24 protein-coding genes and 1 pseudogene are annotated in these 23,145 nt (G+C 65.4%); 12 read left to right on the plus strand and 13 right to left on the minus strand.

Annotated features, from left to right (window positions below):
* Positions 1–10: 10 nt before the first annotated feature.
* The 3 genes from L2I41_RS03090 to L2I41_RS03100 all read left to right on the plus strand — a co-directional run bounded on the left by L2I41_RS03090 (position 11) and on the right by L2I41_RS03100 (position 3,086).
* The gene (locus tag L2I41_RS03090; RefSeq protein WP_237152044.1) at positions 11–1,270 is read left to right on the plus strand and encodes an aromatic ring-hydroxylating oxygenase subunit alpha; all 1,260 of its coding nucleotides are present in this window, start codon (positions 11–13) and stop codon (positions 1,268–1,270) included.
* A gap of 176 nt (positions 1,271–1,446) precedes the next feature.
* Positions 1,447–1,734 (plus strand): GIY-YIG nuclease family protein, encoded by a 288-nt coding sequence (locus tag L2I41_RS03095; RefSeq protein ID WP_237152045.1) that lies wholly within the window; start codon positions 1,447–1,449, stop codon positions 1,732–1,734.
* Between the two features lie 248 nt (positions 1,735–1,982).
* The gene (locus L2I41_RS03100; protein WP_237152046.1) at positions 1,983–3,086 is read left to right on the plus strand and encodes an FAD-binding oxidoreductase; all 1,104 of its coding nucleotides are present in this window, start codon (positions 1,983–1,985) and stop codon (positions 3,084–3,086) included.
* 39 nt (positions 3,087–3,125) lie between these two features.
* Here L2I41_RS03100 and L2I41_RS03105 read toward each other — a convergent pair whose 3' ends face one another.
* Entirely contained in the window at positions 3,126–3,860 is a 735-nt protein-coding gene (locus tag L2I41_RS03105; RefSeq protein WP_313791121.1) for a polysaccharide deacetylase family protein, read from the minus strand.
* A 221-nt stretch (positions 3,861–4,081) separates the two neighbouring features.
* Between L2I41_RS03105 and L2I41_RS03110 the strand changes: the two genes are divergently transcribed.
* Both L2I41_RS03110 and L2I41_RS03115 read left to right on the plus strand, forming a co-directional pair.
* The gene (locus tag L2I41_RS03110; RefSeq protein WP_237152047.1) at positions 4,082–4,441 is read left to right on the plus strand and encodes a DMT family protein; all 360 of its coding nucleotides are present in this window, start codon (positions 4,082–4,084) and stop codon (positions 4,439–4,441) included.
* Between the two features lie 373 nt (positions 4,442–4,814).
* Positions 4,815–6,104, plus strand: a complete 1,290-nt coding sequence (locus tag L2I41_RS03115) for an NAD(P)/FAD-dependent oxidoreductase (protein WP_237152048.1) — start codon at positions 4,815–4,817, stop codon at positions 6,102–6,104.
* A 120-nt stretch (positions 6,105–6,224) separates the two neighbouring features.
* On the opposite strand, the gene L2I41_RS03120 is transcribed toward L2I41_RS03115, so the two are convergent.
* From L2I41_RS03120 to cpaB, 8 genes are all read right to left on the minus strand, one after another.
* Positions 6,225–6,737, minus strand: coding sequence for a tetratricopeptide repeat protein (locus L2I41_RS03120; RefSeq protein ID WP_237152049.1), 513 nt, complete (start codon positions 6,735–6,737; stop codon positions 6,225–6,227).
* Between the two features lie 227 nt (positions 6,738–6,964).
* Positions 6,965–7,555: a hypothetical protein gene (locus L2I41_RS03125; RefSeq protein ID WP_237152050.1), complete on the minus strand. Its 591-nt coding sequence runs from the start codon at positions 7,553–7,555 to the stop codon at positions 6,965–6,967.
* Positions 7,556–7,722: 167 nt separating this feature from the next.
* Positions 7,723–8,724, minus strand: coding sequence for a type II secretion system F family protein (locus L2I41_RS03130; protein WP_237152051.1), 1,002 nt, complete (start codon positions 8,722–8,724; stop codon positions 7,723–7,725).
* Positions 8,725–8,732: 8 nt separating this feature from the next.
* Complete coding sequence (locus L2I41_RS03135) at positions 8,733–9,689, minus strand: type II secretion system F family protein (RefSeq protein ID WP_237152052.1); 957 nt, start codon at positions 9,687–9,689, stop codon at positions 8,733–8,735.
* A 10-nt stretch (positions 9,690–9,699) separates the two neighbouring features.
* Positions 9,700–11,124 carry a TadA family conjugal transfer-associated ATPase gene (locus L2I41_RS03140; protein ID WP_390633755.1) on the minus strand — a complete coding sequence of 475 codons (1,425 nt, stop codon included), beginning with the start codon at positions 11,122–11,124 and terminating at the stop codon, positions 9,700–9,702.
* A complete protein-coding gene (locus tag L2I41_RS03145) occupies positions 11,117–12,370 on the minus strand; it encodes a CpaE/TadZ family protein (RefSeq protein WP_237152053.1) in 1,254 nt (417 codons plus the stop codon). Before L2I41_RS03145 ends, L2I41_RS03140 begins: the two co-directional genes overlap by 8 nt.
* Positions 12,371–12,412: 42 nt before the next feature.
* Complete coding sequence (locus tag L2I41_RS03150) at positions 12,413–13,798, minus strand: type II and III secretion system protein family protein (RefSeq protein ID WP_237152054.1); 1,386 nt, start codon at positions 13,796–13,798, stop codon at positions 12,413–12,415.
* A complete protein-coding gene (gene cpaB, locus L2I41_RS03155; RefSeq protein ID WP_237152055.1) occupies positions 13,795–14,766 on the minus strand; it encodes a Flp pilus assembly protein CpaB in 972 nt (323 codons plus the stop codon). The genes L2I41_RS03150 and cpaB overlap by 4 nt, the downstream gene beginning before the upstream one ends.
* 263 nt (positions 14,767–15,029) lie before the next feature.
* On the opposite strand from cpaB, the gene L2I41_RS03160 reads away from it, so the two are divergent.
* Positions 15,030–16,109, plus strand: coding sequence for a WD40/YVTN/BNR-like repeat-containing protein (locus L2I41_RS03160; protein ID WP_237152056.1), 1,080 nt, complete (start codon positions 15,030–15,032; stop codon positions 16,107–16,109).
* Positions 16,091–16,390 carry a MoaD/ThiS family protein gene (locus L2I41_RS03165; protein WP_237152057.1) on the plus strand — a complete coding sequence of 100 codons (300 nt, stop codon included), beginning with the start codon at positions 16,091–16,093 and terminating at the stop codon, positions 16,388–16,390. The genes L2I41_RS03160 and L2I41_RS03165 overlap by 19 nt, the downstream gene beginning before the upstream one ends.
* Positions 16,391–16,477: 87 nt before the next feature.
* Here L2I41_RS03165 and L2I41_RS03170 read toward each other — a convergent pair whose 3' ends face one another.
* Complete coding sequence (locus tag L2I41_RS03170) at positions 16,478–17,119, minus strand: TetR/AcrR family transcriptional regulator (protein ID WP_237152058.1); 642 nt, start codon at positions 17,117–17,119, stop codon at positions 16,478–16,480.
* Positions 17,120–17,285: 166 nt separating this feature from the next.
* Here L2I41_RS03170 and L2I41_RS03175 point away from each other — a divergent pair, with 166 nt between their 5' ends.
* From L2I41_RS03175 to L2I41_RS03195, 5 genes and pseudogenes are all read left to right on the plus strand, one after another.
* Complete coding sequence (locus L2I41_RS03175; protein WP_237152059.1) at positions 17,286–17,837, plus strand: lipocalin-like domain-containing protein; 552 nt, start codon at positions 17,286–17,288, stop codon at positions 17,835–17,837.
* Between the two features lie 102 nt (positions 17,838–17,939).
* A pseudogene (locus L2I41_RS03180) lies at positions 17,940–19,108 on the plus strand (thiolase family protein).
* Positions 19,109–19,209: 101 nt separating this feature from the next.
* Complete coding sequence (locus tag L2I41_RS03185) at positions 19,210–20,025, plus strand: cyclase family protein (protein ID WP_237152334.1); 816 nt, start codon at positions 19,210–19,212, stop codon at positions 20,023–20,025.
* 11 nt (positions 20,026–20,036) lie between these two features.
* Positions 20,037–20,501, plus strand: coding sequence for a lipocalin-like domain-containing protein (locus tag L2I41_RS03190; protein ID WP_237152060.1), 465 nt, complete (start codon positions 20,037–20,039; stop codon positions 20,499–20,501).
* Positions 20,502–20,659: 158 nt separating this feature from the next.
* Positions 20,660–21,067 carry a DUF2177 family protein gene (locus L2I41_RS03195; RefSeq protein WP_237152061.1) on the plus strand — a complete coding sequence of 136 codons (408 nt, stop codon included), beginning with the start codon at positions 20,660–20,662 and terminating at the stop codon, positions 21,065–21,067.
* Here L2I41_RS03195 and L2I41_RS03200 read toward each other — a convergent pair.
* Genes L2I41_RS03200 through L2I41_RS03210 form a run of 3 tightly spaced genes read right to left on the minus strand, consistent with a single transcriptional unit; the run spans position 21,034 to position 23,079 of the window.
* Positions 21,034–21,843 (minus strand): DUF1295 domain-containing protein, encoded by an 810-nt coding sequence (locus L2I41_RS03200; protein WP_237152062.1) that lies wholly within the window; start codon positions 21,841–21,843, stop codon positions 21,034–21,036. The genes L2I41_RS03195 and L2I41_RS03200 overlap by 34 nt on opposite strands.
* A gap of 4 nt (positions 21,844–21,847) precedes the next feature.
* Positions 21,848–22,501: a ChrR family anti-sigma-E factor gene (locus L2I41_RS03205; protein WP_237152064.1), complete on the minus strand. Its 654-nt coding sequence runs from the start codon at positions 22,499–22,501 to the stop codon at positions 21,848–21,850.
* Positions 22,498–23,079 carry a sigma-70 family RNA polymerase sigma factor gene (locus L2I41_RS03210; RefSeq protein ID WP_237152065.1) on the minus strand — a complete coding sequence of 194 codons (582 nt, stop codon included), beginning with the start codon at positions 23,077–23,079 and terminating at the stop codon, positions 22,498–22,500. Before L2I41_RS03210 ends, L2I41_RS03205 begins: the two co-directional genes overlap by 4 nt.
* Between the last annotated feature and the right edge of the window lie 66 nt (positions 23,080–23,145).

Raw genomic sequence — 23,145 nt, forward strand, 5'->3', positions numbered from 1 at the left:
GATCGAAGAGATGCTTGACCGCTCCAATGACACCCCCCGCGCGCTCCTGGCGCGCCGTCGCCCGGGCTACAGCCTCGAGGCGCCTTTCTATACCTCGCAGGAGATCTTCGATCTCGACATGGAAGCCGTCTTCTACAAGACCTGGATCTATGTCGGCGTCGAAGCCGATGTGCCCGACGAAGGCGACGTGCGCCGCATCGACATCGGCAAGTATTCGATCCTGATCCTGCGCGACGACGACGGCGAAGTGCGCGCCTACCACAATGTCTGCCGCCACCGCGGCGCCCGCCTTGTGGAAGAGGAACGCAAGTCCGTCGCCAAGCTGGTCTGCGCCTACCACTCCTGGACCTATGGCCTGGAAGAGGGCAACCTCATTCGCGCCGACCACATGGGCACGGAGTTCGACAAGAGCTGCCACAATCTCAAGAAGGTGGCGCTGAAGTCGATCGAAGGGCTGCTGTTCGTCTGCTTCGCCGACGATCCTCCTGAGGATATCGAGGAGATGGCGGCCAAGATGACGCCCTATCTGAAGCCGCACGACATCCGCAACACCAAGGTTGCCTTTGAGATGGACCTCATCGAGGAAGGCAACTGGAAGATCACGATGGAGAACAACCGCGAGTGCTATCACTGCGCGGGCAACCATCCCGAACTGACCATTCCCTTGTTCGAATACGGCTTCGGCTTTGCGCCCGACCAGATGAGCGCCGAGAAGATCGAGGACGCCAACAAGTATCTGTGCATGGCCGACAACCTGCATGAGGAATGGGAAAAGAAGGGCTTCCCCTCCAAGGGCTATGATCATCTCGATGACATGGTGACCGGCTTCCGCACCCAGCGCCTGCCGCTCAACCACGAGGGCGAAAGCCAGACGCTGAACACCAAGGTGGCCTCCACCAAGCTGCTCGGCAACATCACCGAGAAGAAGCTCGGCGGTCTGTCCTTCTGGACCCAGCCCAACAGCTGGCACCACTTCATGAGCGATCACATCGTCACCTTCTCGGTGATCCCGCTGACGCCGGACCGGACGATCGTGCGCACCCGCTGGCTGGTGCACAAGGACGCGGTGGAAGGCGTGGACTACGATCTCAAGCGTCTCAACGAGACCTGGATCGCCACCAACGCCCAGGACGGCGCGCTTGTCGGCATGCAGCAGCGGGGCCTGCAGTCGCCCGCTTACGAACCCGGTCCCTACTCGCCCTATACCGAGGGGCTGGTGGACAAGTTCATCAACTGGTACTGCCTGCGCCTGAAGGACCACCTGGGCTGAGTTGGGACGTCAGACCCTCTCCCCTTGTGGGAGAGGGTGCGGCGGAAAAGCGGTCCTTCGGACTTCTTTTCTCATGACTGCGTGGATGGTCCGCCTTCGCGGACCATGACGGCCTTTGCCAGAGTCGAAGCTATTTCGGTGAGTTGGTTCACACGTGACGACGCCGGGGAAAGGGAATGGCTGGATATGTTTACATCGTTACCAACCGCCCGAACGGTGTTCTCTACATTGGTGTGACCGCAGATCTCGAGAGACGAATTCTGGAACACCGATCCCGCGCTGCGCCTGGCTTTACGGCTAGATATGGCTGCGACAGACTGGTTTGGTACGAAGACTATCCGGATATCTCGGATGCCATTCAGCGGGAGAAGCGTCTCAAGACCTGGAATCGTGCATGGAAGATCCGGCTGATCCACGAAATGAACAGCGATTGGCGGGATCTTTATGAAGAGTTGAATCAATAGGATGGACTTTGGCCGACGTTTCCACGCCGTCATGGTCCGCGAAGGCGGACCATCCACGCAGTCAGTGCAAAAAAAGTCCGAAGGCCCGCTTTCCCAAAAGGGGGGCGGAAGGATGCCGAGTTCCGAATGATATTGGTTGGCAATAACGCTATGGAACCATTGCGCTATTGCAGAGCTAGTAAGTAGTATTACACATGGATCGGGCGCGGCAGACAGGCCGCGCCCGCGACTATTGGGAAGCTTGACGGATGACCCTTGCCGCTTCGACGCATCTTGCCGCCCACCTTGGCGATCTGCCCCTCTGGGACAGCGAGGCCGACGATACGCTGGTCTGCCGGGCCGTGATCGACGAGACCGCGGACGTCAAGACATTTGTCTTCGAGGGGCCGGAACCACGCCGCTTCGCCTACAAGCCGGGCCAGTTCCTGACCATCTCCGTCGAGATCGGCGGCGAGACCGTCAATCGCTGTTACACCATCTCCTCGACGCCGACACGGCCGAACACGGTGGCGATCACGGTCAAGCGCGTGCCGGGCGGCATCGTCGCCAACTGGCTGCACGACAATCTGAAGCCGGGTGGCACCATCAAGGGCATCGGCCCCATGGGCGAGTTCAGCTGCCTCAACGATGCGGCGCCGAAATATCTCTTCCTGTCCGGTGGCTCCGGCATCACGCCGCTGATGTCCATGAGCCGGGCGCTGGCCGATCTCGGCCGCCCCGTCGACGTGGTCTTCGTGCACGCCTGCCGCACCCCGAAGGACATCATCTTCCGCGCCGAGCTGGACCTGATCGCCGCGCGTCTGCCGGGCTTCCGGGTGATCCACCTGCCCGAGAGGCAAGATGGCGAAGCCGGCTGGGCGGGTGCGACCGGACGCATCTCCGCTGATTTCTTCAAGCTCTTCGTGCCCGATTTTGCGACACGCTCCGTCTGGTGCTGCGGCCCGGCGCCGTTCATGAAGGCGGCGAAGACGACGCTCGGCGATCTCGGCGCCCCCACGGCGCTCTATCACGAGGAAAGCTTCGACTTCGGCACGCTCACCGGTGGGGCTGCCGAACCTGTAGCGGAGGCGGCGGTCGAGCCGGGCGTGGCCACCTACAAGATCACCTTTGCCAAGTCCGGCCAGGTGGTGGAGGCCCGTGCCGATCAGTTCGTGATCGCCACGGCGCGCGCGGCCGGCGTGCCGCTGCCGGCCTCCTGTTCGGAAGGGCTGTGCGGTACCTGCAAGTCCAAGCTGGTGTCGGGCACCGTGGACATGAACCACAAGGGCGGCATCCGCAAGAAGGAAATCGACCAGGGCCTGTTCCTGCCCTGCTGCTCCAAGCCGACCAGCGATCTGGTGATCGAACGCTGACGGCCCGCTCGGCCGCGGTCGAGGCAAGCCGTCGCAGGCTCAGCCGGTCGGGCCGGGCGTGAAGGCCTGATCGAGGCGGACGAAGTGGAAGCCCTTGGCCTCCAGCGCCTTGATGCCGTCGACCACGCCGGCGCCGGCGTCGCGCTTGGGCTGGTTGATGTGGGCGATGATCACGTCGCCGGTGCGGGCGGCGGCCATGCGCCTGGCGACCTGCTTCTCCGGCAGCGACGCGCCGATATCGGCGTTGAGCGAATAGCCGGCGATGCGGAAGCCGAGCTGCCCGATCAGCGACATGGCGTCCTTGCTGTAACGCGCGGTGGCGCCCCGGAACCAGACGGCGTGATGGCCGAAGGTGGTGGCGATCGCCGCATCGCCGCCCTGGACCTCGCTGGTGACATTGTCCAGACTGCCGGCCGTCTTGAGGCCGAAGACGAAGGAGCGATCCGTCACGGCGGGCACATGCTCGTCGCCGTGGTTCTCGATCTCGAACAGATCCGGATGCGCCTCGATCACGGCGATGGCCTCGGCGTTGCGCTCGATCCAGCGATGGGTGACGAAGAGCGTCGCCGGGATCTGCTCGGCGACCAGTTCGTCGAGAATGCGCCTGTCGGTCTGTCCCATGCAGGCGTCGAAGGTGAGCGCCACCGTCTTGTCGGCGGGCGCCGGCAGGCTGAGGCTGGGCTCCACATCGCCGGCAAAGGCGGGGGCGATGAGGGCGGTCAGCGCGAGCGCCAGGGATACGAAAGACGACAGTCCAGTTGCGCGCGGCGACATGATCAGGGGCGAGGCCTTTCCGGTTCGGAACGCCGTGCTGGTGCCGCAAGCCCAAGGCAAAATCAAGGCGTGGGGCGACCTCGCGAAACTGTGATCGAGCCCATGCAATTTTCGCCAAGTGTTGCGCATATCAGCCATGAAGCAAAAGGCCTGAAACCGGATTCCCCTTTTAGGCCGGATACCCTAAAAAAGGCCTCGAACGTCACTACGGAATTTCCCTTATGTTCTTCATACCCCTGCCGCTCGTGCCGATCGTCTTCCTGATCGCGTCCAACCTGTTCATGACGGTCGCCTGGTATGGTCACCTCAAGTATCCCGACAAGCCCCTGTGGATGGTGATCCTGATTTCCTGGTCCATCGCGCTGGTGGAATATTGCCTGGCCATTCCCGCCAATCGCTACGGCTTCAAGGTCTATTCGGCCGCCGAATTGAAGACCATGCAGGAGGTGATCACGCTGACCATCTTCACGGTCTTCTCGGTGGTCTACCTCAAGGAGTCCCTGACGCTGAACCATCTGGTCGGCTTCGCCTTCATCGGCCTCGGCGCCTGGTTCATCTTCAAGGGGCCGATCCATCTGTAATACCATTTCGCCCGGATGCTGACGCATCGGCCCAATGAAGACATTTCGAATTTCTCATTTGCATCAGAAGCGCGAGAAGTTCGAAAACGGAATACCAAGAGTCATTTTCAATGCCACTTGGTGTAACGGGTCGGAAGCAAACCCGCAGACAACAGCCTCATTTGCCATGCGATACGCCCCGGATAACGCCCCGCGTTTCCGGGGCGTATGTATTCATGGTTCATTCAGTAGCTTGAAATCCCTTGCCAATATAAGCTTTGTAATTTCGTATATTCTAATATAGTGTGATGCATGAGGAGGCGGGAGCCGTCGGGGTGGGAGGACGCCGTGGCGGACCCAGGGGAAACGCCTCGCAGTTTCCAGGGAGGGTTTCATGGCAAGAGTTGCAGTTCTCGGCGCCGGGCTCGGCGGCGTGATCATGGCTTACGAGCTCAAGGATCAGCTTGGGCGCGAGCACGAGGTGATCGCCATCAACAAGGGCACGAGCTATTCCTTCGTGCCGTCCAACCCGTGGGTGGCGGTCGGCTGGCGCGACAAGGAATCGATCGAGGTGGACCTGACCTCGGTTTTCGCCAAGCGCGACATCAAGCTCCACGCACAGGGCGCCGAGCGGGTGCACCCGGCCGAGAACCGCGTCGACCTGATCGGCGGCGGTTCGGTCGACTACGACTATCTCGTCATCGCCACGGGGCCGGAACTGGCTTTCGACGAGATCGAGGGCTTCGGACCCGAAGGCTTCACCAACTCCATCTGCCACGTCGACCACGCGCTGAGGGCCAAGGCGGCTTTCGACCAGCTCGTCAAGAAGCCGGGGCCGGTGATCATCGGTGCGGCGCAGGGCGCGTCCTGCTACGGCCCGGCCTATGAATTCACCTTCGTGCTCGACAAGGCCCTGCGCGACGCCAAGGTGCGCGACAAGGTGCCGATGACCTTCGTCACCGCCGAGCCCTATATCGGCCATCTCGGCCTCGACGGTGTCGGCGACACCAAGGGCCTGCTTGAGAGCGAGATGCGGCAGCATCACGTCAAGTGGATCTGCAACGCCAAGGTCGACAAGTTCGAAGCGGGCATGGCGCATGTCTCCGAGCTCAACGACGACGGTTCGCTGAAGGCCAAACACGACCTTCCCTTCGCCTATTCCATGCTTCTGCCGGCCTTCCGCGGCGTGAAGGCGGTCTATGGCACCGAGGGGCTGACCAATCCGCGCGGCTTCATCCTGGCCGACAAGCACCAGCGCAACCCCAACTTCGGCAACGTCTTCTCGGTCGGCGTCTGCGTGGCCATTCCCCCGCTCGGCAAGACGCCGGTGCCGGTGGGCGTGCCCAAGACCGGCTTCATGATCGAATCCATGGTCACCGCCACGGCGCGCAACATTGCCCGCCTGCTCGACGGCAAGGAGCCGGATGCGGAGGCCACCTGGAACGCGGTCTGCCTCGCCGACTTCGGCGACAGCGGCGTCGCCTTCGTCGCTCAGCCGCAGATCCCGCCGCGCAACGTCAACTGGTCGTCGTCGGGCAAATGGGTGCACGCGGCCAAGATCGCCTTCGAGAAATATTTCCTGCGCAAGATCCGCATCGGCAAGTCCGAGCCCTTCTACGAAAGGCTGGCACTGCAGGCGCTGGGCATCGACAAGCTGAAGGCCATCAAGATCGAGGAAGAATGAGCGCAAGGACCAAAGTGTCTGCCGGTCAAACCGATCGGCAGGCGCCAAGAAAAAGGCCCGCCGGGGGGCAACCCGACGGGCCTTGGCGTGCGAGCTGTCTCAAGCGCGCTGGTGAACTTCTCAACTCTTCGCGGTCTTCGGCTTGTCGAAGCCGGCGGCATTGGCCGTGATCACCGGATTGCCCGGTGACAGCTTCACCGCCTCGGCAAACAGGATCTTGGCTTGCGCCCGGTTGCCGCGCAGCACCTGCGACCAGGCCATGTTGTTGACCACTTCGCCGCGCCGGCCCGACACCGCGACGACGCGGGCATAGGCCTGATCGGCGAGATCGAAGCGACCGAGCCGGTCGTAGGAGGCGGCGAGGCCCAGCCAGGCTTCACCATCCTTGGGGTCCTTGGCGACGACCACCTTGAAGGTGCGTTCGGCGAGGCCATAGTTGGCCTGACGGAAGTAGTCCTTGGCCTTGGCGCGCATGCCGGCCTGGCTGGCGCCAAAGGCCGACAGATCCGGCGAGGCGTCGAGCAGGCCTTCCTCGAACTCACTGCCCGCACAGCCACCTGCGACAAGACTGAGCCCCAGAAGGGCTGCAAGGGCGATGCGACGGGAAGCGTTACGGAGAAGGTAGGCCGACATTTGCAAATCCAGCAAGATGATCTGGATTTGACAATACCAAACAAAGTCTAAACCGCGGTCAATGTAGCGCGTTAAATTGCCTAACCTGATGTCTTGATTTGTTTACAAATGTTAACGGGATGAGCTTGCCGGGCGAGGCTGTCGGGAGCCGACAAGCGAAGGGCGGGAGGAACCCCGCCCCTTAGATTGTCTCGGCAACTCGGTTCCAGCTGAGGCGTGAAACGGCCTCAGGGAAGTTTCTCGAGGACAATGTTGTCGAAGGTCATGGTGGTGACCGGATAGGTCGTCTTCGCCTTGAGGTGCCGGACCTGGATGATATGGCTGCCGGCGGTCGCAAACGTGACGGTCGTGCTCGCGGTGTGAACCGGAATGTCCGCATAGCCGGTGGAGGGCGAGTAGTCCTTCAGGACGTCCTTGTAATCCAGCGCAATGGCCAGCCCCTGGCCGATCTCGTAGGTACGGACGGTGTAGCTGACGTCAACCGAGAGCTTGTAGGTTCCCGCGCTGGGCACATTGAAGAACTGATAGGCGTTGGGATTGGCCGGATAGGCGGCGCTGGTGCTGGCGCCCGGCCGGTAGAGCGTCGAGAGGACCCCGTAGCTCTCGCCGGCAGCCGTCCGGACGATGGAGATGTTCCTTACGATGCGCGGCCAGTTGGTGATCTTCCAGTTGGAGGGGCCGAAATAGGCCGCGCCGATGGCATCGGTCTGCAGCGTGTACTGCTGGAAATCGCCATTTGGGATCAGGTTCTCGGCTTGGGCGCTCGCCAGGGGCAAAAGCGTGAAAGCGGCAATGGCAAGCACGGACGGGAAGTTCATGGGCTGACACCTTTCGCAGGCAATTGAGTTGACCGCAAATGTGCCATCGAAATCGTTGGAACCGAGCGCGGTATGCTAGGCCTAACGTTCCGTGGAACCCCTTATTCCCGCAATCAGAAGAAAACCATGTGTCTCGCCTGCCCATGATGTAGGTACAGGCGGGCACGTCACCCCTTGAAGTGCACGACCACCGGCCAGATGGCCACGAAGAGCACCACGGGCAGGATGCAGGCCGTCACGGGGACGGAGAGTTTAGCCGGCAAAGCATAAGCCTTTTCTTCGGCGGCCGCGAGGCGTTGATGGCGCATGTCGTCGGAGAAGACGCGCAGGGCGTCGGAGAGGCTGGAGCCCAGTTCCTTGGACTGCTGCAACAGCGTGGCGAAGGCGCGGACCTCCGGCACGTTGAGCCGGTCGGACAGCGATTGCAGCGCCAGTTCGATCGGCCGGCCGGCGCGCACCTCGAGGCAGACGATCTGCAGGTTGACGCCGAGCGCCGGATAGAGCGGCGCGAGTTCCCGCGAAACGCGCTCAAGCCCGGCTTCCATGCTGAGGCCGGCATTGGCGCAGACGCCCATCAGGTCCATGAAATCGGGGAAGGCGGTGCGGTTCTGCCGCATCACGGTCTTGGCCGAGCGGTCGACATAGAAGCTCGGCGCCAGATAGCCGCCGAGGAAGGACAGGAGCAGCGCGCCATAGAACAGGCTGCCGGAGGGATCGCGGCCCGAGGCGTAGAGGGCGACGGCGGTGCCGAGCGGCAGGAGGACGGCGAGCAAAACGCGGCTGAGGAAGAACACGGCGACGGCGTTCTGGTCGAAGAAGCCGGCCTGAACCAGCCGCTGGCGCACCAGCTTGATCTTGCCGGCATCCATGGTCTTGACCAGGCTGTCCGCATGGGCAACGGCCTTGTCCAGCATCAGGTTGTTGCGCTTGCGCGGCAGTTCGATGACGAGGGGGGCAGCCGGCTCCGACGAAGACGGCGCCGGCTTGCTCGCTTCGCTGCGCGGCTTGGGCAGATCGACCTTGAGGCGTCGGCGCGCGGTGCTGCGGGCGTCGCGGGCCGAAAGCACGAGATAGATCACGCTGGCCAGAGCCACCAATCCGGCAAGCACCAGAACCGGCCCGAAAGGTCGGTTCATGATGGCACTGATCAACTCGTAGAGGGCGGTCATGGTGGGCCTCAGAACTTGAAACTGATCATCTTCTTCATCATGAGATTGCCGACGCCGAGCCAGGCGAGTGCCCCCATGATGCCGTAGGTGGTCATCGGCTTGCCCCAGACGTCGCCGTAGTAATGCGGCGAGATCAGGTTGAGCACCAGGAACAGCGCCACCGGCATGGCCGTGAGGAAGATGGCGGAGATGCGCCCCTCCGCCGAGATCGAGCGGATCTTGCGCCGCATCTTGATGCGCTGGCGGATGACATCGGTGAGGCCCTGCAGGATCTCCCTGAGATTGCCGCCTGTCGACGACTGGATCGACACGGCGGTAACGAAGAGCGGCATGTCCTCCTGCCCGACGCGCTGCTGCATGTTGGTGAGCGCGGTGACGAGATCGGAGCCATAGGTCACCTCGTCGGCCATCAGGCCGAATTCGGTGCCGATCGGATCGGACATCTCGCGCGCCACCATCGACATGGCGACGGGAACCGGATGGCCGGCCTTCAGCGAACGGATGATCAGCTCGATCGCCTCGGGGAATTGCAGGCTGAAGCGATCCTGCCGCCGCTTGCGCATGTGCCGGAGCACCAGAAGCGGGACAAAGATGCCACCCGTAGGCAGGGCAATCGCGGTCTTCAGCAGATCGTGGGTGAGATTGAAGGTGAGGCCGGCGATGATGACGCCGGTAGCAGCGCAGATGGCCATCAGCTTGGGCAGGCCGATGGTAATGCCGCACTGAACGATAAGCCGGCTAAGCCAGGCGAGGCGCTCGGAGATGTCGCCGGAGGCGGTGAGCCCGCGCTCGCGCCTGAGCGTCACCATCACCTCCTGCCGGCTCTTCTCCGGATCGGAGATGCGCATGCGCCGGTTGACCTTGCCCTTGTCGGCGCCGCCTTCGGTGGCAAGCAGGTAGACCGCCTCGGCCACGAAGATCGCTGCAAATCCGGCGAAGGCATAGAAGATGTAGATCTCCGGCATGGGCGTATCCTCAGACGATCGGCTTGGTCGGGTCGAAGGTGGACGCGGGCAGGGTGATGCCCTTGGCGATCAGTTCTTCGAGAAAGCGCGGGCGGATGCCGGTGGCGCGAAACTCGCCGACCACGGTACCGTCAGCCTCGGTCTTGAGCCTGTTGAAACGGAAGATCTCCTGCATCTGGATGATGTCGCCTTCCATGCCGGTGATCTCGGCGACCGAGGTGACCTTGCGTTTGCCGTCGGACAGGCGCGTGAGCTGGACGATCAGGCCGATGGCCGAGGCGATCTGCGAGCGGATCGAGGCCACCGTCATCGGCATGCCGGTCATGCCCAGCATCTGTTCGAGACGGGCGATGGCGTCGCGCGGCGTGTTGGCGTGGATGGTGGCCATGGACCCCTCGTGACCGGTGTTCATGGCCTGCAGCATGTCGAAGGCTTCCTCGCCGCGGCACTCGCCGAGGATGACGCGGTCGGGGCGCATGCGCAGGGCATTCTTGACGAGGTCGCGCTGGCGGATCTCGCCATGGCCTTCGGTGTTGGCCGGCCGGGTCTCCATACGCGCCACATGCGGCTGCTGCAGCTGGAGTTCGGCGGCGTCCTCGATGGTGATCAGCCGCTCGTCGGGCGAGATGAAGGCCGAGAGGGCGTTGAGCATGGTGGTCTTGCCCGTGCCGGTGCCGCCGGAGATGATGGTGGTGACGCGGGCATTGACGGCGGCGGCCAGAAGTTCGCCCATGGGGCGGGCGAGTGCGCCCACATCGATCAGGCGATCGAGCGACAGCTTCTTCTTGGCGAACTTGCGGATCGATACCAGGGGGCCATCGACGGCGATCGGACGGATGGCGGCGTTGAAGCGCGAGCCGTCGAGCATGCGGGCGTCGCAGGTGGGGTGGCTCTCGTCGATGCGGCGACCGACGGCGGAGACGATCTTGTTGATGATGCGCAGCAGATGCGCCTCATCCTTGAAGGGGATGTTGATCGGTTCGAGCTTGCCGGCGCGCTCGACATAGCAGTTCTGGTGGCCGTTGATCAGCACGTCGTTGATGGTGGGATCGCGCATGATCGCTTCGAGCGGGCCGAGGCCCATCATCTCGTCGTAAACGCTGCCGACGAATTCGGAGAATTCCGTCTCGTTGAGTGCCAGGCGCTCTTCCTGGGCGAAGACGGTGACGTGATTGTAGATCTCGCGCATGACGAGGTCGGGTGCCAGCTTTTCGAGCTTGGCGAGATCCATCTCCTCGATCAGCTTCTTGTGCAGCTTGTCCTTGGCGGCGATCAGCCGGTCGTTGACCGGGCGCGGCAGCGGGATCGGCGCCATCTGCTGCAAGGGCGTGATCTGGATGGCGGCGGGCTTGGCCTCCGTCGGCACGGCGGTGACCATGGCGAGCGGCGCGGCCTCGGTCTGCGCCTGCTGCAGGGCCGAGAAGCGGCTACGCATGGCGCTTCTCCTTCGCCTTGCCGGCGCTGGCGGCGGCCGGTGTGGTGCGACCGAGCCGACCGATGAGGGCTTTCAGCTGGTGCGTCCAGGCGGGGCCGGCGCTCGTGTCCACGTCGGTGACAAGGGTGTTGAGGTCGGCGAGGATGCGCGACGACGGCGCGACGTCCTTGAGCGGCTTGCCCTGATCGAGCGCCTCGCGCACCGCCTTGTAGTCATTGGCGACCGAGCCGAGATAGCTGTCGCCGAGCACCTCGCGCACGTCCTTGATCGAGATGTTGGCGCTGCCCTTGGCGTCGACGCGGTTGACGATCACGCCGAGCTTGCCCTCCTTGCCGATCCGCTCGCGCACGGCGCTGGCGAGCCGCTGGGTATGGCGGATGGCCGGCACCGTCATCTCGGTGACGAGGAACACCTTGTCCGAGCCGAGCAGCACCGAATCCGTCCAGGGGAACCAGGTACGCGGCAGGTCGATCACCACGGTGTCGAAATGGGTGGAGACGAGATCGAGGAGCCGCGTGATGAGATCGGGCCGGTAGCTGCGCATTTCCCAGGGGCAATGCGGCGCCGAGACGATGGCCAGACCCGACTTGTGCCGGCTCAGCATCACGTCGAGCAGCTTGCGATCGAGGCGATCGGGCTGGTTCTCGATCTCGGCAATGTCGAAACGCGGCTCGAGGTCGAGATATTCGGCCGCCGAACCGTGCTGCAGGTTGAGGTCGACGAGGCAGGTGGTCTTGTGGTGCCGGGCGTTTCGCTCGTGCAGCAGGAAGGCGGTCTGCAGCGCCAGCGTGGTGTTGCCGACGCCGCCGGCGCAGGGGAAGAAGCTCAGGATGTTGCAGTCGGGATGCGGGTCGCCGTCGCCCATCACGGCGCGGCGCAGCGTGGCGGCGAGATCGTCGGCGGCCACGGGCTTCACATGGAAGTCGTTGAGCTTGAGCCGCAGGAAGGCGCGGGCGAGATCGGGGTCGAAGGCGCCGGTGACCGCCACGAAGCGCACCGAGGCGCTGGCCATGCGCTGGAGATCGCCCAGCGCGGCGGCCGGACCGTCGGGGAAGCCGTCGAGGTCGGCGATGACCAGATGACAGTCGGGGTCGCTGACCTCCGTCGTCAGCTTGTCCGGCGCCCGTACGGTGAGATTGCCCACCGGCAGCGCCGAGGCACGCAGGGCGGCCGAGACGGTGACGGCCAGCTCTTTCTCATCGGTGATGACGACGACATTGAGGGGCGTATCGGCTGCGAGGGTCATGAGCATCTCTTGGCCAGCGAGTTTCGAGACAGGCTGTGGGCCTTAACGGGTGGCGAGCGCGGGCAGGTCGAGGATGTAGCCGCCGGTGGCGGTGCCGTTGTTGGCGGTATAGGACGCCATGTCGGCGGGGATCTCGGCCTTGCCGTTGACGAAAAGATCGAAGTCGCCGGCCATCCTGGCGCCGTCGAAGGGCGTCGGGATATCGGTGGCCACATCGGTCGGCGTGACGATATGCGGGGTGACGATGATCACGAGATCGGTTTCGTTGCGGCTATAGGCGGTGCTGCGGAACAGCGCGCCGAGCACCGGAACGTCGCCGAGCCAGGGCACGCGCTGGCGCGTCGCCGACCGGCCGCTCTGCAACAGGCCGGCGATGACGAAGCTCTGGCCGTCGCGCAGTTCCAGCGTGGAATCGGCCCGGCGCACCTTGAGGCCGGGGACGGTGATGCCGTCGGCGACGATGCCCGAGCCATAATCGATCTCGCTGACCTCGGGCTTGAGCTGCATGTGGATCAGATTGTCCTTGCCCACCGTCGGCGTGAAGTCGAGGCTGACGCCGAACTTCTTGAAGGCGATGGTGACATTGCCGTTGTCGGACGCCACCGGGATCGGGAACTCGCCGCCGGCAAGGAAGCTCGACGTCTGGCCCGACAGCGCGACGAGATTGGGTTCGGCCAGCGAGCGGGCGAGGCCGCGCGCTTCCAGGGCCTGCACCAGCACGTCGACCCCAATGCCGTTGCCTATGATCTGCGAGATGATTTCGCCGAAGGGGGTGGAGCCAGAGGGCAGCGTGTCCGAGCCGACGCCCACGCCGGTCTGCGTGCCGGCGACCGCCCACTTGAGGCCGAGATCCTTGCTGGCCGAGCGCGACGCTTCGATGAAGCGCACCTTCAGCTGCACCTGCTTGCCGCCGCCGATGTCGACGGCGTTGACCACGTTGCCGCCGAACTGGCTGGCGATCTGGTTGGCCTCGTCGATGGTCTTCTGATCGGCGGCCGTGCCCGACAGCACGATCGAACCGTTGGCGCTGGACACGTCCACGTCGGCGTTCGGCAGCTTGCTTTCGAGCGCCGACTGCAGCCGGTCGGTGTGCAGCGTGATCTCGAAGTCGCCGGCGCCGACGATGTTGCGCTCCTTGTCGAACAGCACGATGCCGGTGAGCCCGCCCTTGTTGCCGAGCACCATGAAGGTCTTGTCGGTGAGCGGCCAGGCGTCGGCGAGGGAGGGATCGCCCACCACGATCTCCGAGAAGGGTCGCGTGGTCTCGATCATCTGCGGCACGCCCTTGGGGATCTTGAAGGATTGCCCCGTGGTGGCCGCGCTCATGTGGATGGGGGCTGCGGCCTCTGCAACCGACACGACCGGCGAAAGGCTTGCGACCAGCGCGACGACGGCCGCGGCCAGGAGGGAGGAGAAAGTCCGCATCATTGAGGCTCCGGCACGGTCTTGCCGCTCGCGGGATTGGTGGCATCGGCGGGAGGCGCGCCGGCACTGGCCGGCACCACGGCGACCGCGTCGATCGGTTGAGCCTGAGGCGCACCGGGCACGACCGGAAGGGCGATCACGTTGACCGGACGCACCGGTCCGCCTGAGCGTACGGGGACGTTGTATTGCGTGAGATCGGTGGCGCGCCGCACCCAGATCACCGCGCTGTCGCTGTCGCCGGTGTCCTTGGCCGTGGAGGCGGCGGAGAGATCGGTGGAGGTGATCGGTTGCACCGAGGCGGACGCCACTTCACCGGCGCGGCGCAGCACCAGCGACAGGCTGCCGACATCCTGGGCCAGCACCAGCTTCTGGGCATTTTCGGGATTGGCTTCCACGGTGACCGTCCGCGCCACCTTGGGCTCGTTGGTGCGCTCGTCGGCGCTCTGGTCGATGGAGAGGATGCGCACGTCCTGCAGGATCACCTCGGCGCGATCCTTGCCGGTCAGCACCACGTCCACATGATCGCCGGGCAGCACGAAGCCGCCGACACCGGCGACGTCGTTGACCTTCAGCGTCACCGCGCGATTGCCGGCGCCGATGAGGCGCGACAGGGCGGCGCGCTCGCCGGGGCCGGTGACCTTGGCCGACAGGATTGGCTCGCTGGCTTCAAGGGGGAAGAGCACGGTGCGGCCGCCGTCGCGCAAGAGATCGTCGATGGTGGCGAAGGCGCCGATCGGCAGGTCGCTGCTTGGCCAGGGAATTTCCTTGAGCTGACGGCGCGTGAGCTCGGAGCCGAAACGCAAGGGCTCGGCGGCGACCACCAGCGTGGCGAAGGTAATCTCCGGTCTGGCGGCCTCGATTTCCTTGATGCGCTGCGAGGTCTGGGTATCGAGCCAACGCTGACCGAACCAGACGGCACCGCCGCCGCAGACGATGGCCAGCAACAACATCACTTTTACACTGCTGCGCATGTTCACGCTTCTCCAGCCTTGCGCAGAGCTTACGGCAATCAAAATAAATTCAAGTTCAGAGAATTAACGTGATTTTATTGGCCGCATTAAAGGTTGATAAGTAAATGAAAATTGCCAATGGCGTTTACACGCTATGAACCATGGCTATACGACGCATTTGCCTGGCCCTCTTCTGATGCTGTGCTAGGATGCGTGAAAAGCCGTAGGTCTTGTGTTCCGTCCATGAGGGGGACGGCCGCCTGCGGCCGCGGGGAGGGCGGGACATGGGAGAGCAGGTTTCCGTGCTGATCGGCACGCGCAAGGGCGTGTTCATCGCGCGCAGCGATGCCGGGCGCAGCGCCTGGCAGATCGACGGGCCGCATTGCGAGGCCTGGCCGATCAACCACGTGATCGCCGATGACACCGGCACGCTGTTCGCCGGCGGTGGCAACGAATGGTTCGGTCCCGCCGTCTGGCGCTCGACCGACGGCGGTCGCAGCTGGAACCATTTCAGTGCCGGCCTGACCTATGGCGAGGGTGGCACCCCCATCAAGGCGGTGTGGTCGCTGGCCCGGCGCGGCAAGACGCTCTACGCCGGTGTCGAGCCGGCGGGCCTGTTCAGGAGCGAGGACGAGGGCGAAACCTGGAGCCATGTGGAAGGCCTGCAGCGCCATCCCTCACGCCCGACCTGGGTGCCGGGCGCCGGCGGCATGATCCTGCATTCCATCGTCCTGCATCCTGATGATCCCACGCAGATCTGGGTGGCCATCTCGGCCGCCGGCGTGTTCCACACCACGGACGGCGGCGAGACCTGGGCGGCGCGCAACTCCGGCACCCGCTGCGACTTCCTGCCCGAGGGGCAGCAATATCCCGAGACGGGCCAATGCGTGCACTGTCTGGTGATGGCGCCGGGACGGTCCAACCGGCTCTATCAGCAGAACCATTGCGGCATGTACCGCTCCGACGACGGCGGCGTCAGCTGGCAGTCGATCGAAAAGGGCCTGCCTTCCACCTTCGGCTTCCCCGCCGCCGTGCATCCGCGTGATCCCGAACGGCTCTATCTGGTGCCGCTCAACGGCGCCATGGAAGGCCGCTTCGTGCCGGACGGCCGCGCCGCCGTCTGGAGCACGGGCGATGCCGGCTCCTCCTGGCACGGCAACCGGGCCGGTCTGCCGCAGGAAAATGCCTTCTTCGGCGTGCTGCGACAGGCCATGGCGACCGATTGCCTGGAACCGGCCGGCGTCTACTTCGGCACCAGCTCGGGCGAACTCTACGCCAGCGCCGACGAAGGGACGAACTGGATCTCGATCGCCGCCCATCTGCCCGTCATCCATTCGGTGGAAACATGGACGCCGCGCAGCTGACCGGGACAGGCACAGGGCAGGTGGACCTGCGCCTGCCCGAGGCGCTGCTCGCGCTTTTTCCGGGCGCCCCGCGTCGACTTCATCTCGGCGCCGGCTCGGTCCGCGAGCTGATCGCCGAACTCGACCGCCGCTGGCCCGGCATGTCCGATCGGCTCACCGACAGCCGCCCGGCGATCCGCAAGCACATCAACGTCTTCGTCGACGGCGAACGCGCGGGCCTGGATACGCCGCTCGACGCGGGCGCCAGCGTGACCATCCTGCTGGCGATCAGCGGCGGCTAGGGGCGCCCCGATCGATCAGGCGGACTCAACCTGATCGACAGAAAATCGCTTCTCTCCAGGCGTCAGTGCCGCCCCCGCACCAATCCGTCAGGCGGCTGAGCGAATGCCGCAGGCGGCCAGAAAGCCGGCGGTGGTGTAGGCGATGAGCGGCTCCAGCGCTGCGTCCAGTCCCGTCGCGTCGAGGCCGGGCTGCGCCAGCGCCTCGATGCGTCCGACGCCGGCGAAGGACGAGACCATCAGCGCTATGGTGAAGTAGAAGGCCTGGACCAGGCGGTCCCGATCCACATCGGGCAGGCTGCGGGCGAAGCGGTCGAGGAAGATCGTCAGCGTGTCTTCCATGTGCAGCTTCAGCAAGGGCGAGAAGCGATCCGACTGGCAGATCTGGGCGATGATGCGCGTGTAGCTCTTCCAGCCTTCGCCGCCGGTAACCGCAAGGTCGATATAGGGCCGGATGAAGATCGTCAGCAGGCGCGCGACACCGAGCACCGAACCATCGGCTTCGGCGGCGGCGAGGATTTCCCGTCGCCGGGCGTTGAGGACATGCAGGCGCCGGTCGATGACCGCCTCGAAGAGCCCCTCCTTCGACTTGAAGTGATAGGACAGCAGGTTGAGCCGGACGCCGGCGCGATCGGTGATGGCGCGCACGGACACGGCATCAAACCCGCCCTCGGCGAACAGGGCCTCGGCAGAATCCAGGATTCGCTCGGGCGTGGTGGCTTTGACGGCCATTCAGGAACTTCCCCTATTGAATTGGTAGGTCGACCGACCTATTATCATCTCCAGCGACGGACCTGACAAGAGATCGATAATATCTGGAGGAAAGAAGACCATGGATACGACCCCTGAACAGCGTGACTTGGCTTACCCGGCATCGGCCGGATCTGTCACTCAGAAAATGTCCGTAGACCTGCCGTTGCCCAACCGGCGCGCGTTTGTCGCCGGTGTGGGCATGCTTGCCGCCGCCACCTGCGGCGCCGTTGCCGGCCAGGCTGCGCCCGGTGGCAAGACCTACAGCTCCTGGCTGGTCGGCACCTGGATGATGGAGTCCTTCACCACCACCGACGACAAGGGCGTTGTCGCCGACGCCATGGGGCCGGGCGCGCTCGGCGTCATCAGCTATTCCGCCGACGGCTGGATGTCCGTCCAGATCATGAGGCCGGACCGCAAGCCCTATGATCATCCCGACCTTTCCGGCGGTACGCCCGAGCAGACGATCGAAGCGGCGCGGACCTTCTTTGCCTATGCCGGCCCCTATGACGTCGATGAGGCCAATGGCATCGTCTACCACAATCTCCAGTTCAGCCTGATGCCCAACTGGCTGGGCGGCCGCCAGAAGCGCTACATCGCGGCAGAGGGTGACGACATTCTGGTGCTTTCCGGTGATCCCGTGCTGATCAACGGCAAGACCCAGGTCACGCATCTGCGCTGGAAGCGCCGCAAGGCCTGACGCCCGAACCTCTCCCTCTCCCATTCCCTCGTCACGACCATCCTCCGACCGGTGATGCCGGTCGGCCGGGCATGATTTTGCCGACACTCCGAGGACACAAGAATGACTGATGCTTCCGTTTACATTCTCTCGGCTCGCCGCACGCCGATCGGCACCCTGCTGGGCCAGTTCGCCGGCATTCCCGCCACCCAGCTTGGTGCGACGGCGCTTGCCGCCGCCGTCAAGGACTCGGGCGTCGACGCGTCCGCCATCGACGAGGTGGTGATGGGCTGCGTGCTGACTGCCGGCGTGGGGCAGGCTCCGGCGCGCCAGGCGGCCATGGGCGCGGGCATTCCGCTCGCCACCGGCGCCACCACCGTCAACAAGGTGTGCGGTTCCGGCATGAAGGCGATCATGCTCGGTCACGATCTGATCCGCGCCGGTTCGGCCGGCATCGTTGCTGTGGGCGGCATGGAGGCCATGTCCAACGCGCCTTATCTCGCCCATGCCCGCGCCGGTCTGCGCTTCGGTGACGCGGTGCTGCAGGATCATCTGCTGCGCGACGGCATCGACAATGCCGACGGTCGCTCGCTCGGCCTGTTCACCGAAGACTGCGCGGCCAAATACGGCTTCACGCGGCAGGCGCAGGATGCCTCGGCCACGGTCTCGGTGCAGCGTGCCAGAGTGCCCAGGCCAGCGGTGCCTTCAACGCGGAAATCGTCGGTGTCGACGTGGTTCGGCAGGGCGTCACCACCACCATCCGCACCGACGAAGGTCCGAAGCGGGCCGACGTCGCCCGCATCCCGCAGCTGCCGCCCGCCTTCAAGCCCGACGGCACCATCACGCCGGCGACCGCCTCCGGCTTCTGCGACGGCGCGGCCGCGCTGGTGCTGACGGGTGAGGCCGGGGCTGGCGGCAAGGCGCCGCTCGCCCGCATCGTGGCGCACGCCACCCATTCCCAGGAACCGGAATGGTTCACCACGGCGCCCATCGGCGCCATCCGCAAGGTGCTCGCCAAGGCCGGCTGGCAGGTGGGCGACGTCGATCTCTTCGAGATCAACGAGGCACTGGCCGCCGTCCCCATGGCGGCGATCGTCGACCTCGGGCTCGATCCGGAAAAGCTCAACGTCAACGGCGGCGCCTGCGCCCTCGGCCACCCGATCGGCGCGTCCGGTGCCCGCATCGTCGTCACGCTGCTGCATGCGATGGCCGCACGCGGCCTGAAGCGGGGCGTGGCCTCCCTGTGCATCGGTGGCGGCGAGGGCGTTGCCCTGGCCATCGAGCGGCTCTGACCCGGAAAGGAGCGCGAGAGATGACCGATGACAGTGAACATCGCACCAGCCCGGAACTGGTCGCCGACAGGCGGAGCGTGATGCTGGGCATCAGCGGCTTCATGGCGGCGCTGGCCGCGTCCGATGCGGCGGTGGCGGCGACGCCGACCCGCAAGATCGTGGACATTTCCGTGGCCATCGAGAATGACCGTCCGTCCGACCCGCCGGGGCTCGGGCCGAAGGTAACCTATCGCGGCCACAAGGAGTCGGCGCCGGGCATGGCGCATTTCTTCCCCGGCCTGAAGCCCGAGGACCTTCCCAACGGCGAAGGCTGGGCGATCGAGGAAGTGCAGCTGACCACCCACAATGGCACGCATCTCGACGCGCCCTACCACTATCACTCGACCATGGACAACGGCAAACGGGCGCTGACCATCGACGAAGTGCCGCTGGAATGGTGCTACCGGCCGGGCGTCAAGCTCGACTTCCGCCACCTGCCCGACGGCCATGTGGTGAGCGCCGCCGAGGTCGAGGCGGAGCTGAAGCGGATCGGTCACGAGTTGCAGCCGCTCGACATCGTGCTGGTCAACACCTCGGCCGCCGCGCAATACGGCACCATGGCCTATCTCAACTCCGGGTGCGGCATGGGGCGCGAGGCGACGCTTTGGCTGCTGGAGCGCGGCGTGCGCGTGACCGGCACCGACGCCTGGAGCTGGGACGTTCCCTTCTCCTTCACCGCCAAGCGCTTCGAGCAGACCCATGACAAGAGCATCATCTGGGAAGGCCATTTCGCCGGCATCCAGATCGGCTATTGCCACATGGAAAAGCTCAGCAATCTCGACGCGCTGCCGTCCACCGGCTTCGAGGTGATCTGCATGCCCGTGAAGATCAAGGGCGCATCGGCCGGCTGGACCCGCGCCGTGGCGCTGGTCGGCTGAGGGAGAACCTGATGACGCACACATCATCGATCGCCGATCGTCTCGTCGGCACCTGGACCCTCACCGGTTTCACGCTGCAGGTGGAGGGGCTGCCGCCGATCCTGCCCATGGGGCCGAACGTCAAGGGCTACGGCTCTTGGGGCGCCGACGGCTGGATGTCCTTCCTGGTCGAGACCGCCGAGCGTCCGCTGTGGGACAGTCCGGCGCCCGACGGCGGCACCGACGCCCAGACCATCGCGGCGGCGCGGAGCTTGCTCGCCTATGCCGGGCCCTACACCATCGACGAGGCGGCGGGCACCATCGCCCAGCGCCTCCAGCACTGCCTGATCCCCAACTGGGTGGGCGACGTTCACCTGCGCTCCGTCCGCTTCCCCGGCGACGGCCAGATGGAACTGACGAGCGACCCGTCGCCCACGCCGGCCGGTGCCGGCCGCTTCGTGCTCACCTTCACACGCAGACCGGCCACGGTGCTCTGACCTCCACCGTCTTGTCAGGACACCACGCCGCCAACGCTCCGCCGTCCCCCCGGCGGAGCGTCTTGTCGTTTGGCAAGGGCTTGGGCGCGGATCGGACGGCACCGATGATCCGTTGGCCGTTGGCGTGCGTAGAGAGGTCACACGCAACGGAGGTTCCCATGATCGCTGCCATCGCCACCTATGTGACGGGTCTCGTCTGCTTTCTCGCGCTGGATGCGGTCTGGCTCGGCACCATGGTGCCGCGGCTCTACAAGCCGGCCATGGGCGATCTGGTGGCAGATCCGTTCCAGCCGCTGCCGGCGGTGATCTTCTATCTGATCTATGCCGCAGGGCTCGCCTTCCTTGCGATTCAGCCGGCGCTTTCCAGCGGCAGGTGGACCATGGCGCTGGTCAACGGCGCGGCGCTCGGCCTCGTCGCCTATGCCACCTATGACCTCACCAACCAGGCGACGCTGCGCGGCTGGCCCGTGGTGATCACCCTGGTCGATCTTGCCTGGGGGACGATTGCCAGCGGCCTGGCGGCGACGGCAAGCTACCTGCTCCTGTCGCGCTGGCTCTCGCCCTGAGCGTCCGTGCGCGACGGCCAGGGGAAGAAGGCCGAGACACGCCGCCGGTAGGCCGCAAAGGCCTCCCCTCGGCTGCGAGCCATATGGGCTTCCAGCGGCGGAATGCCGGAGACGTGCACCAGCAGTGCGTACATGATCGCCGGGGCAAGCAGCGCGCCGGCGCTGCGCAGGTCGAGCCCGCCGACGCCGGTGAGCGCCAGCCCGACCCAGAACAGCCACTCGAAGAAATAATTGGGATGGCGCGACCAGCCCCACAGGCCCCGGTCGCACACCGCACCGGGCTTCTCGCGGCGGAACCGGTTCAGCGTCCGGTCGGCGAGGCCCTCGCCGCAGATGGCCGCGAGAGCAAGGAACAGGCCGAGCCCATCCTGCCAATCGACCGGCCCCGGACGGGACGCCATGGCGGTGGCGGACAGCGCAAGCAGCCAGCCGGCCAGGGCCTGCGTCTGCAGAAACAGGAACATGCGGCGCGGCGCCGCCTCGCCCCATTCCCGCCGCAGGGCCGCATAGCGGGGATCATCGCCGACGTGGGCGAAGCTGCGGCTGAGCAGGTGACGGCCGAGGCGGAGCGCCCAGAGGCCGATCAATCCGGCAACCAGCACGGCCCGCCCCGTCCAGCCAGCCGCAAGGCCGATCGATAGCGCGCCGGCGAAGCCCGACGACAACGACCAGATGCCGTCGACGAAGCCGGAGCGGCGAGTCCGTTCGGCGATCAGCGCGGCGGCAGCCATCGCCAGCATCATCACGGCCAGGGCGGTTGCGGCGCCGGTGATCATGCGCCTAGAGACCTATGAAAGGGCTGACGAGACGACCGATCAGGCTGTGCGGCCGAAGGCGTCCCTCGATGGCGGCGAGGCAGACGCAGGTCTCCGTGCCGATCACCACGGGCGTGTGATGGCTGTCGCCATCCTCTTCGGCCAGATCGCCCTTGGCAAAGCGGCCATGCTCGTCGGTGAAGGCGCCCTGCAGCACCAGTGTCAGCTCGGCACCGGAATGGCCATGCGTCGGCATGCGGCGACCGGCGGCGATGCGTAGGAGAACGAGGGAGGTGCGCTCGTCCTCGGGCACGTCCAGCCGGGTGAAGGCCATGCCCGGTCCCATCCAGCGCCAGCCGGAGTTGACGCGGCCGGCGATCGGAGCTGGCAGGTCGATGCCGAGATCGGGCGTTGTGCGACGCGCGCGGCCGGCCGAGGCACTGGCGGGACGCGGTTCGTCGAGGCGCGCAAGGGTCCGCTCGAACAGGCGCGCGTCGAGATCGGCAGGGGCGAGGCGTTCCAGGAGGACGCCGCCGAGGGCCGTCATGTCACGCGCCTCGCCTTCGCAGGTGTCGCACATGCTCAGATGGCTCTCCACCACCAGCGCAGCCGCCGGCGACAGGGACCCGGCCGCAAAGCGGGCGAGGAGTTCGGGAGTGGGGTGATGCTTCACAGTCATTGGAAGTCGCCGAGCAGTTGGCGCAAACGGGTCAGGGCGAGACGAACCCGCGATTTGACGGTGCCAAGGGGAATGCCGAGACGGCGCGCGATTTCCGTCTGGGGCGAGTCGCCGAAATAGGACAGCGCAATCACCTCGGCTTGCTCGGCCGGCAGCTGGCCGAGCGCCTTGCGGACCCGCGCTTCTTCCTCGCGGCTGATCAGATCGCTGTCGACGAGCGGCGTCGGGTCGAGATCTTCAGGTGTCTCCAGTTCGGCGACGCGCGAGCGCCGCACCAGACGCCGCCGGCGGTCGATGCCGAGATTGCGGCAGATGGTGAAGATCCACGTGGACACCGCCCCCGACTGCAGGTCGAACTGGCCGGCCTTGCGCCAGACGGTCAGGAGCGTGTCCTGGATCAGGTCGTCGCAATCGCTGGCGCCGAAGCCCTGGCGGGTCAGGAAGGATTTCAGCCGCGGCGCATAGAAGGCGAACAGCCTGGCGAAGGCCTGCCGATCGCCGTGAGCGGCGATGGCCGCGACGAGGCGTGCGGCCTCGTGGCCGTCGAGCGGCTCGCCGTCGGACAGAGCCGGTCTCATGACGCGCCCCGCCGATTGGGGCGCCGTCGATGGGGCCGGGAAAGGAAGTGACGCACGTTTCATGCC

The sequence above is a fragment of the Oryzibacter oryziterrae genome, from assembly GCF_021864535.1.
Lineage (GTDB): Bacteria > Pseudomonadota > Alphaproteobacteria > Rhizobiales > Pleomorphomonadaceae > Pleomorphomonas > Pleomorphomonas oryziterrae.

Coding starts and splice junctions, on each gene's coding strand:
- L2I41_RS03115 (WP_237152048.1), top strand. CDS start 4,815: ATGGCAAGAGTTGCAGTTCTCGGCGCCGGGCTCGGCGGCGTGATCATG.
- L2I41_RS03175 (WP_237152059.1), top strand. CDS start 17,286: ATGTCCGTAGACCTGCCGTTGCCCAACCGGCGCGCGTTTGTCGCCGGT.
- L2I41_RS03205 (WP_237152064.1), bottom strand. CDS start 22,501: ATGACTGTGAAGCATCACCCCACTCCCGAACTCCTCGCCCGCTTTGCG.
- L2I41_RS03170 (WP_237152058.1), bottom strand. CDS start 17,119: ATGGCCGTCAAAGCCACCACGCCCGAGCGAATCCTGGATTCTGCCGAG.
- L2I41_RS03150 (WP_237152054.1), bottom strand. CDS start 13,798: ATGATGCGGACTTTCTCCTCCCTCCTGGCCGCGGCCGTCGTCGCGCTG.
- L2I41_RS03120 (WP_237152049.1), bottom strand. CDS start 6,737: ATGTCGGCCTACCTTCTCCGTAACGCTTCCCGTCGCATCGCCCTTGCA.
- L2I41_RS03210 (WP_237152065.1), bottom strand. CDS start 23,079: ATGAGACCGGCTCTGTCCGACGGCGAGCCGCTCGACGGCCACGAGGCC.
- L2I41_RS03135 (WP_237152052.1), bottom strand. CDS start 9,689: ATGCCGGAGATCTACATCTTCTATGCCTTCGCCGGATTTGCAGCGATC.
- L2I41_RS03110 (WP_237152047.1), top strand. CDS start 4,082: ATGTTCTTCATACCCCTGCCGCTCGTGCCGATCGTCTTCCTGATCGCG.
- L2I41_RS03200 (WP_237152062.1), bottom strand. CDS start 21,843: ATGATCACCGGCGCCGCAACCGCCCTGGCCGTGATGATGCTGGCGATG.
- L2I41_RS03195 (WP_237152061.1), top strand. CDS start 20,660: ATGATCGCTGCCATCGCCACCTATGTGACGGGTCTCGTCTGCTTTCTC.
- L2I41_RS03095 (WP_237152045.1), top strand. CDS start 1,447: ATGGCTGGATATGTTTACATCGTTACCAACCGCCCGAACGGTGTTCTC.
- L2I41_RS03160 (WP_237152056.1), top strand. CDS start 15,030: ATGGGAGAGCAGGTTTCCGTGCTGATCGGCACGCGCAAGGGCGTGTTC.
- L2I41_RS03140 (WP_390633755.1), bottom strand. CDS start 11,124: ATGCGTAGCCGCTTCTCGGCCCTGCAGCAGGCGCAGACCGAGGCCGCG.
- L2I41_RS03185 (WP_237152334.1), top strand. CDS start 19,210: ATGGCGGCGCTGGCCGCGTCCGATGCGGCGGTGGCGGCGACGCCGACC.
- L2I41_RS03165 (WP_237152057.1), top strand. CDS start 16,091: ATGGACGCCGCGCAGCTGACCGGGACAGGCACAGGGCAGGTGGACCTG.
- L2I41_RS03125 (WP_237152050.1), bottom strand. CDS start 7,555: ATGAACTTCCCGTCCGTGCTTGCCATTGCCGCTTTCACGCTTTTGCCC.
- L2I41_RS03105 (WP_313791121.1), bottom strand. CDS start 3,860: ATGTCGCCGCGCGCAACTGGACTGTCGTCTTTCGTATCCCTGGCGCTC.
- L2I41_RS03130 (WP_237152051.1), bottom strand. CDS start 8,724: ATGACCGCCCTCTACGAGTTGATCAGTGCCATCATGAACCGACCTTTC.
- L2I41_RS03100 (WP_237152046.1), top strand. CDS start 1,983: ATGACCCTTGCCGCTTCGACGCATCTTGCCGCCCACCTTGGCGATCTG.
- cpaB (WP_237152055.1), bottom strand. CDS start 14,766: ATGCGCAGCAGTGTAAAAGTGATGTTGTTGCTGGCCATCGTCTGCGGC.
- L2I41_RS03190 (WP_237152060.1), top strand. CDS start 20,037: ATGACGCACACATCATCGATCGCCGATCGTCTCGTCGGCACCTGGACC.
- L2I41_RS03145 (WP_237152053.1), bottom strand. CDS start 12,370: ATGACCCTCGCAGCCGATACGCCCCTCAATGTCGTCGTCATCACCGAT.
- L2I41_RS03090 (WP_237152044.1), top strand. CDS start 11: ATGCTTGACCGCTCCAATGACACCCCCCGCGCGCTCCTGGCGCGCCGT.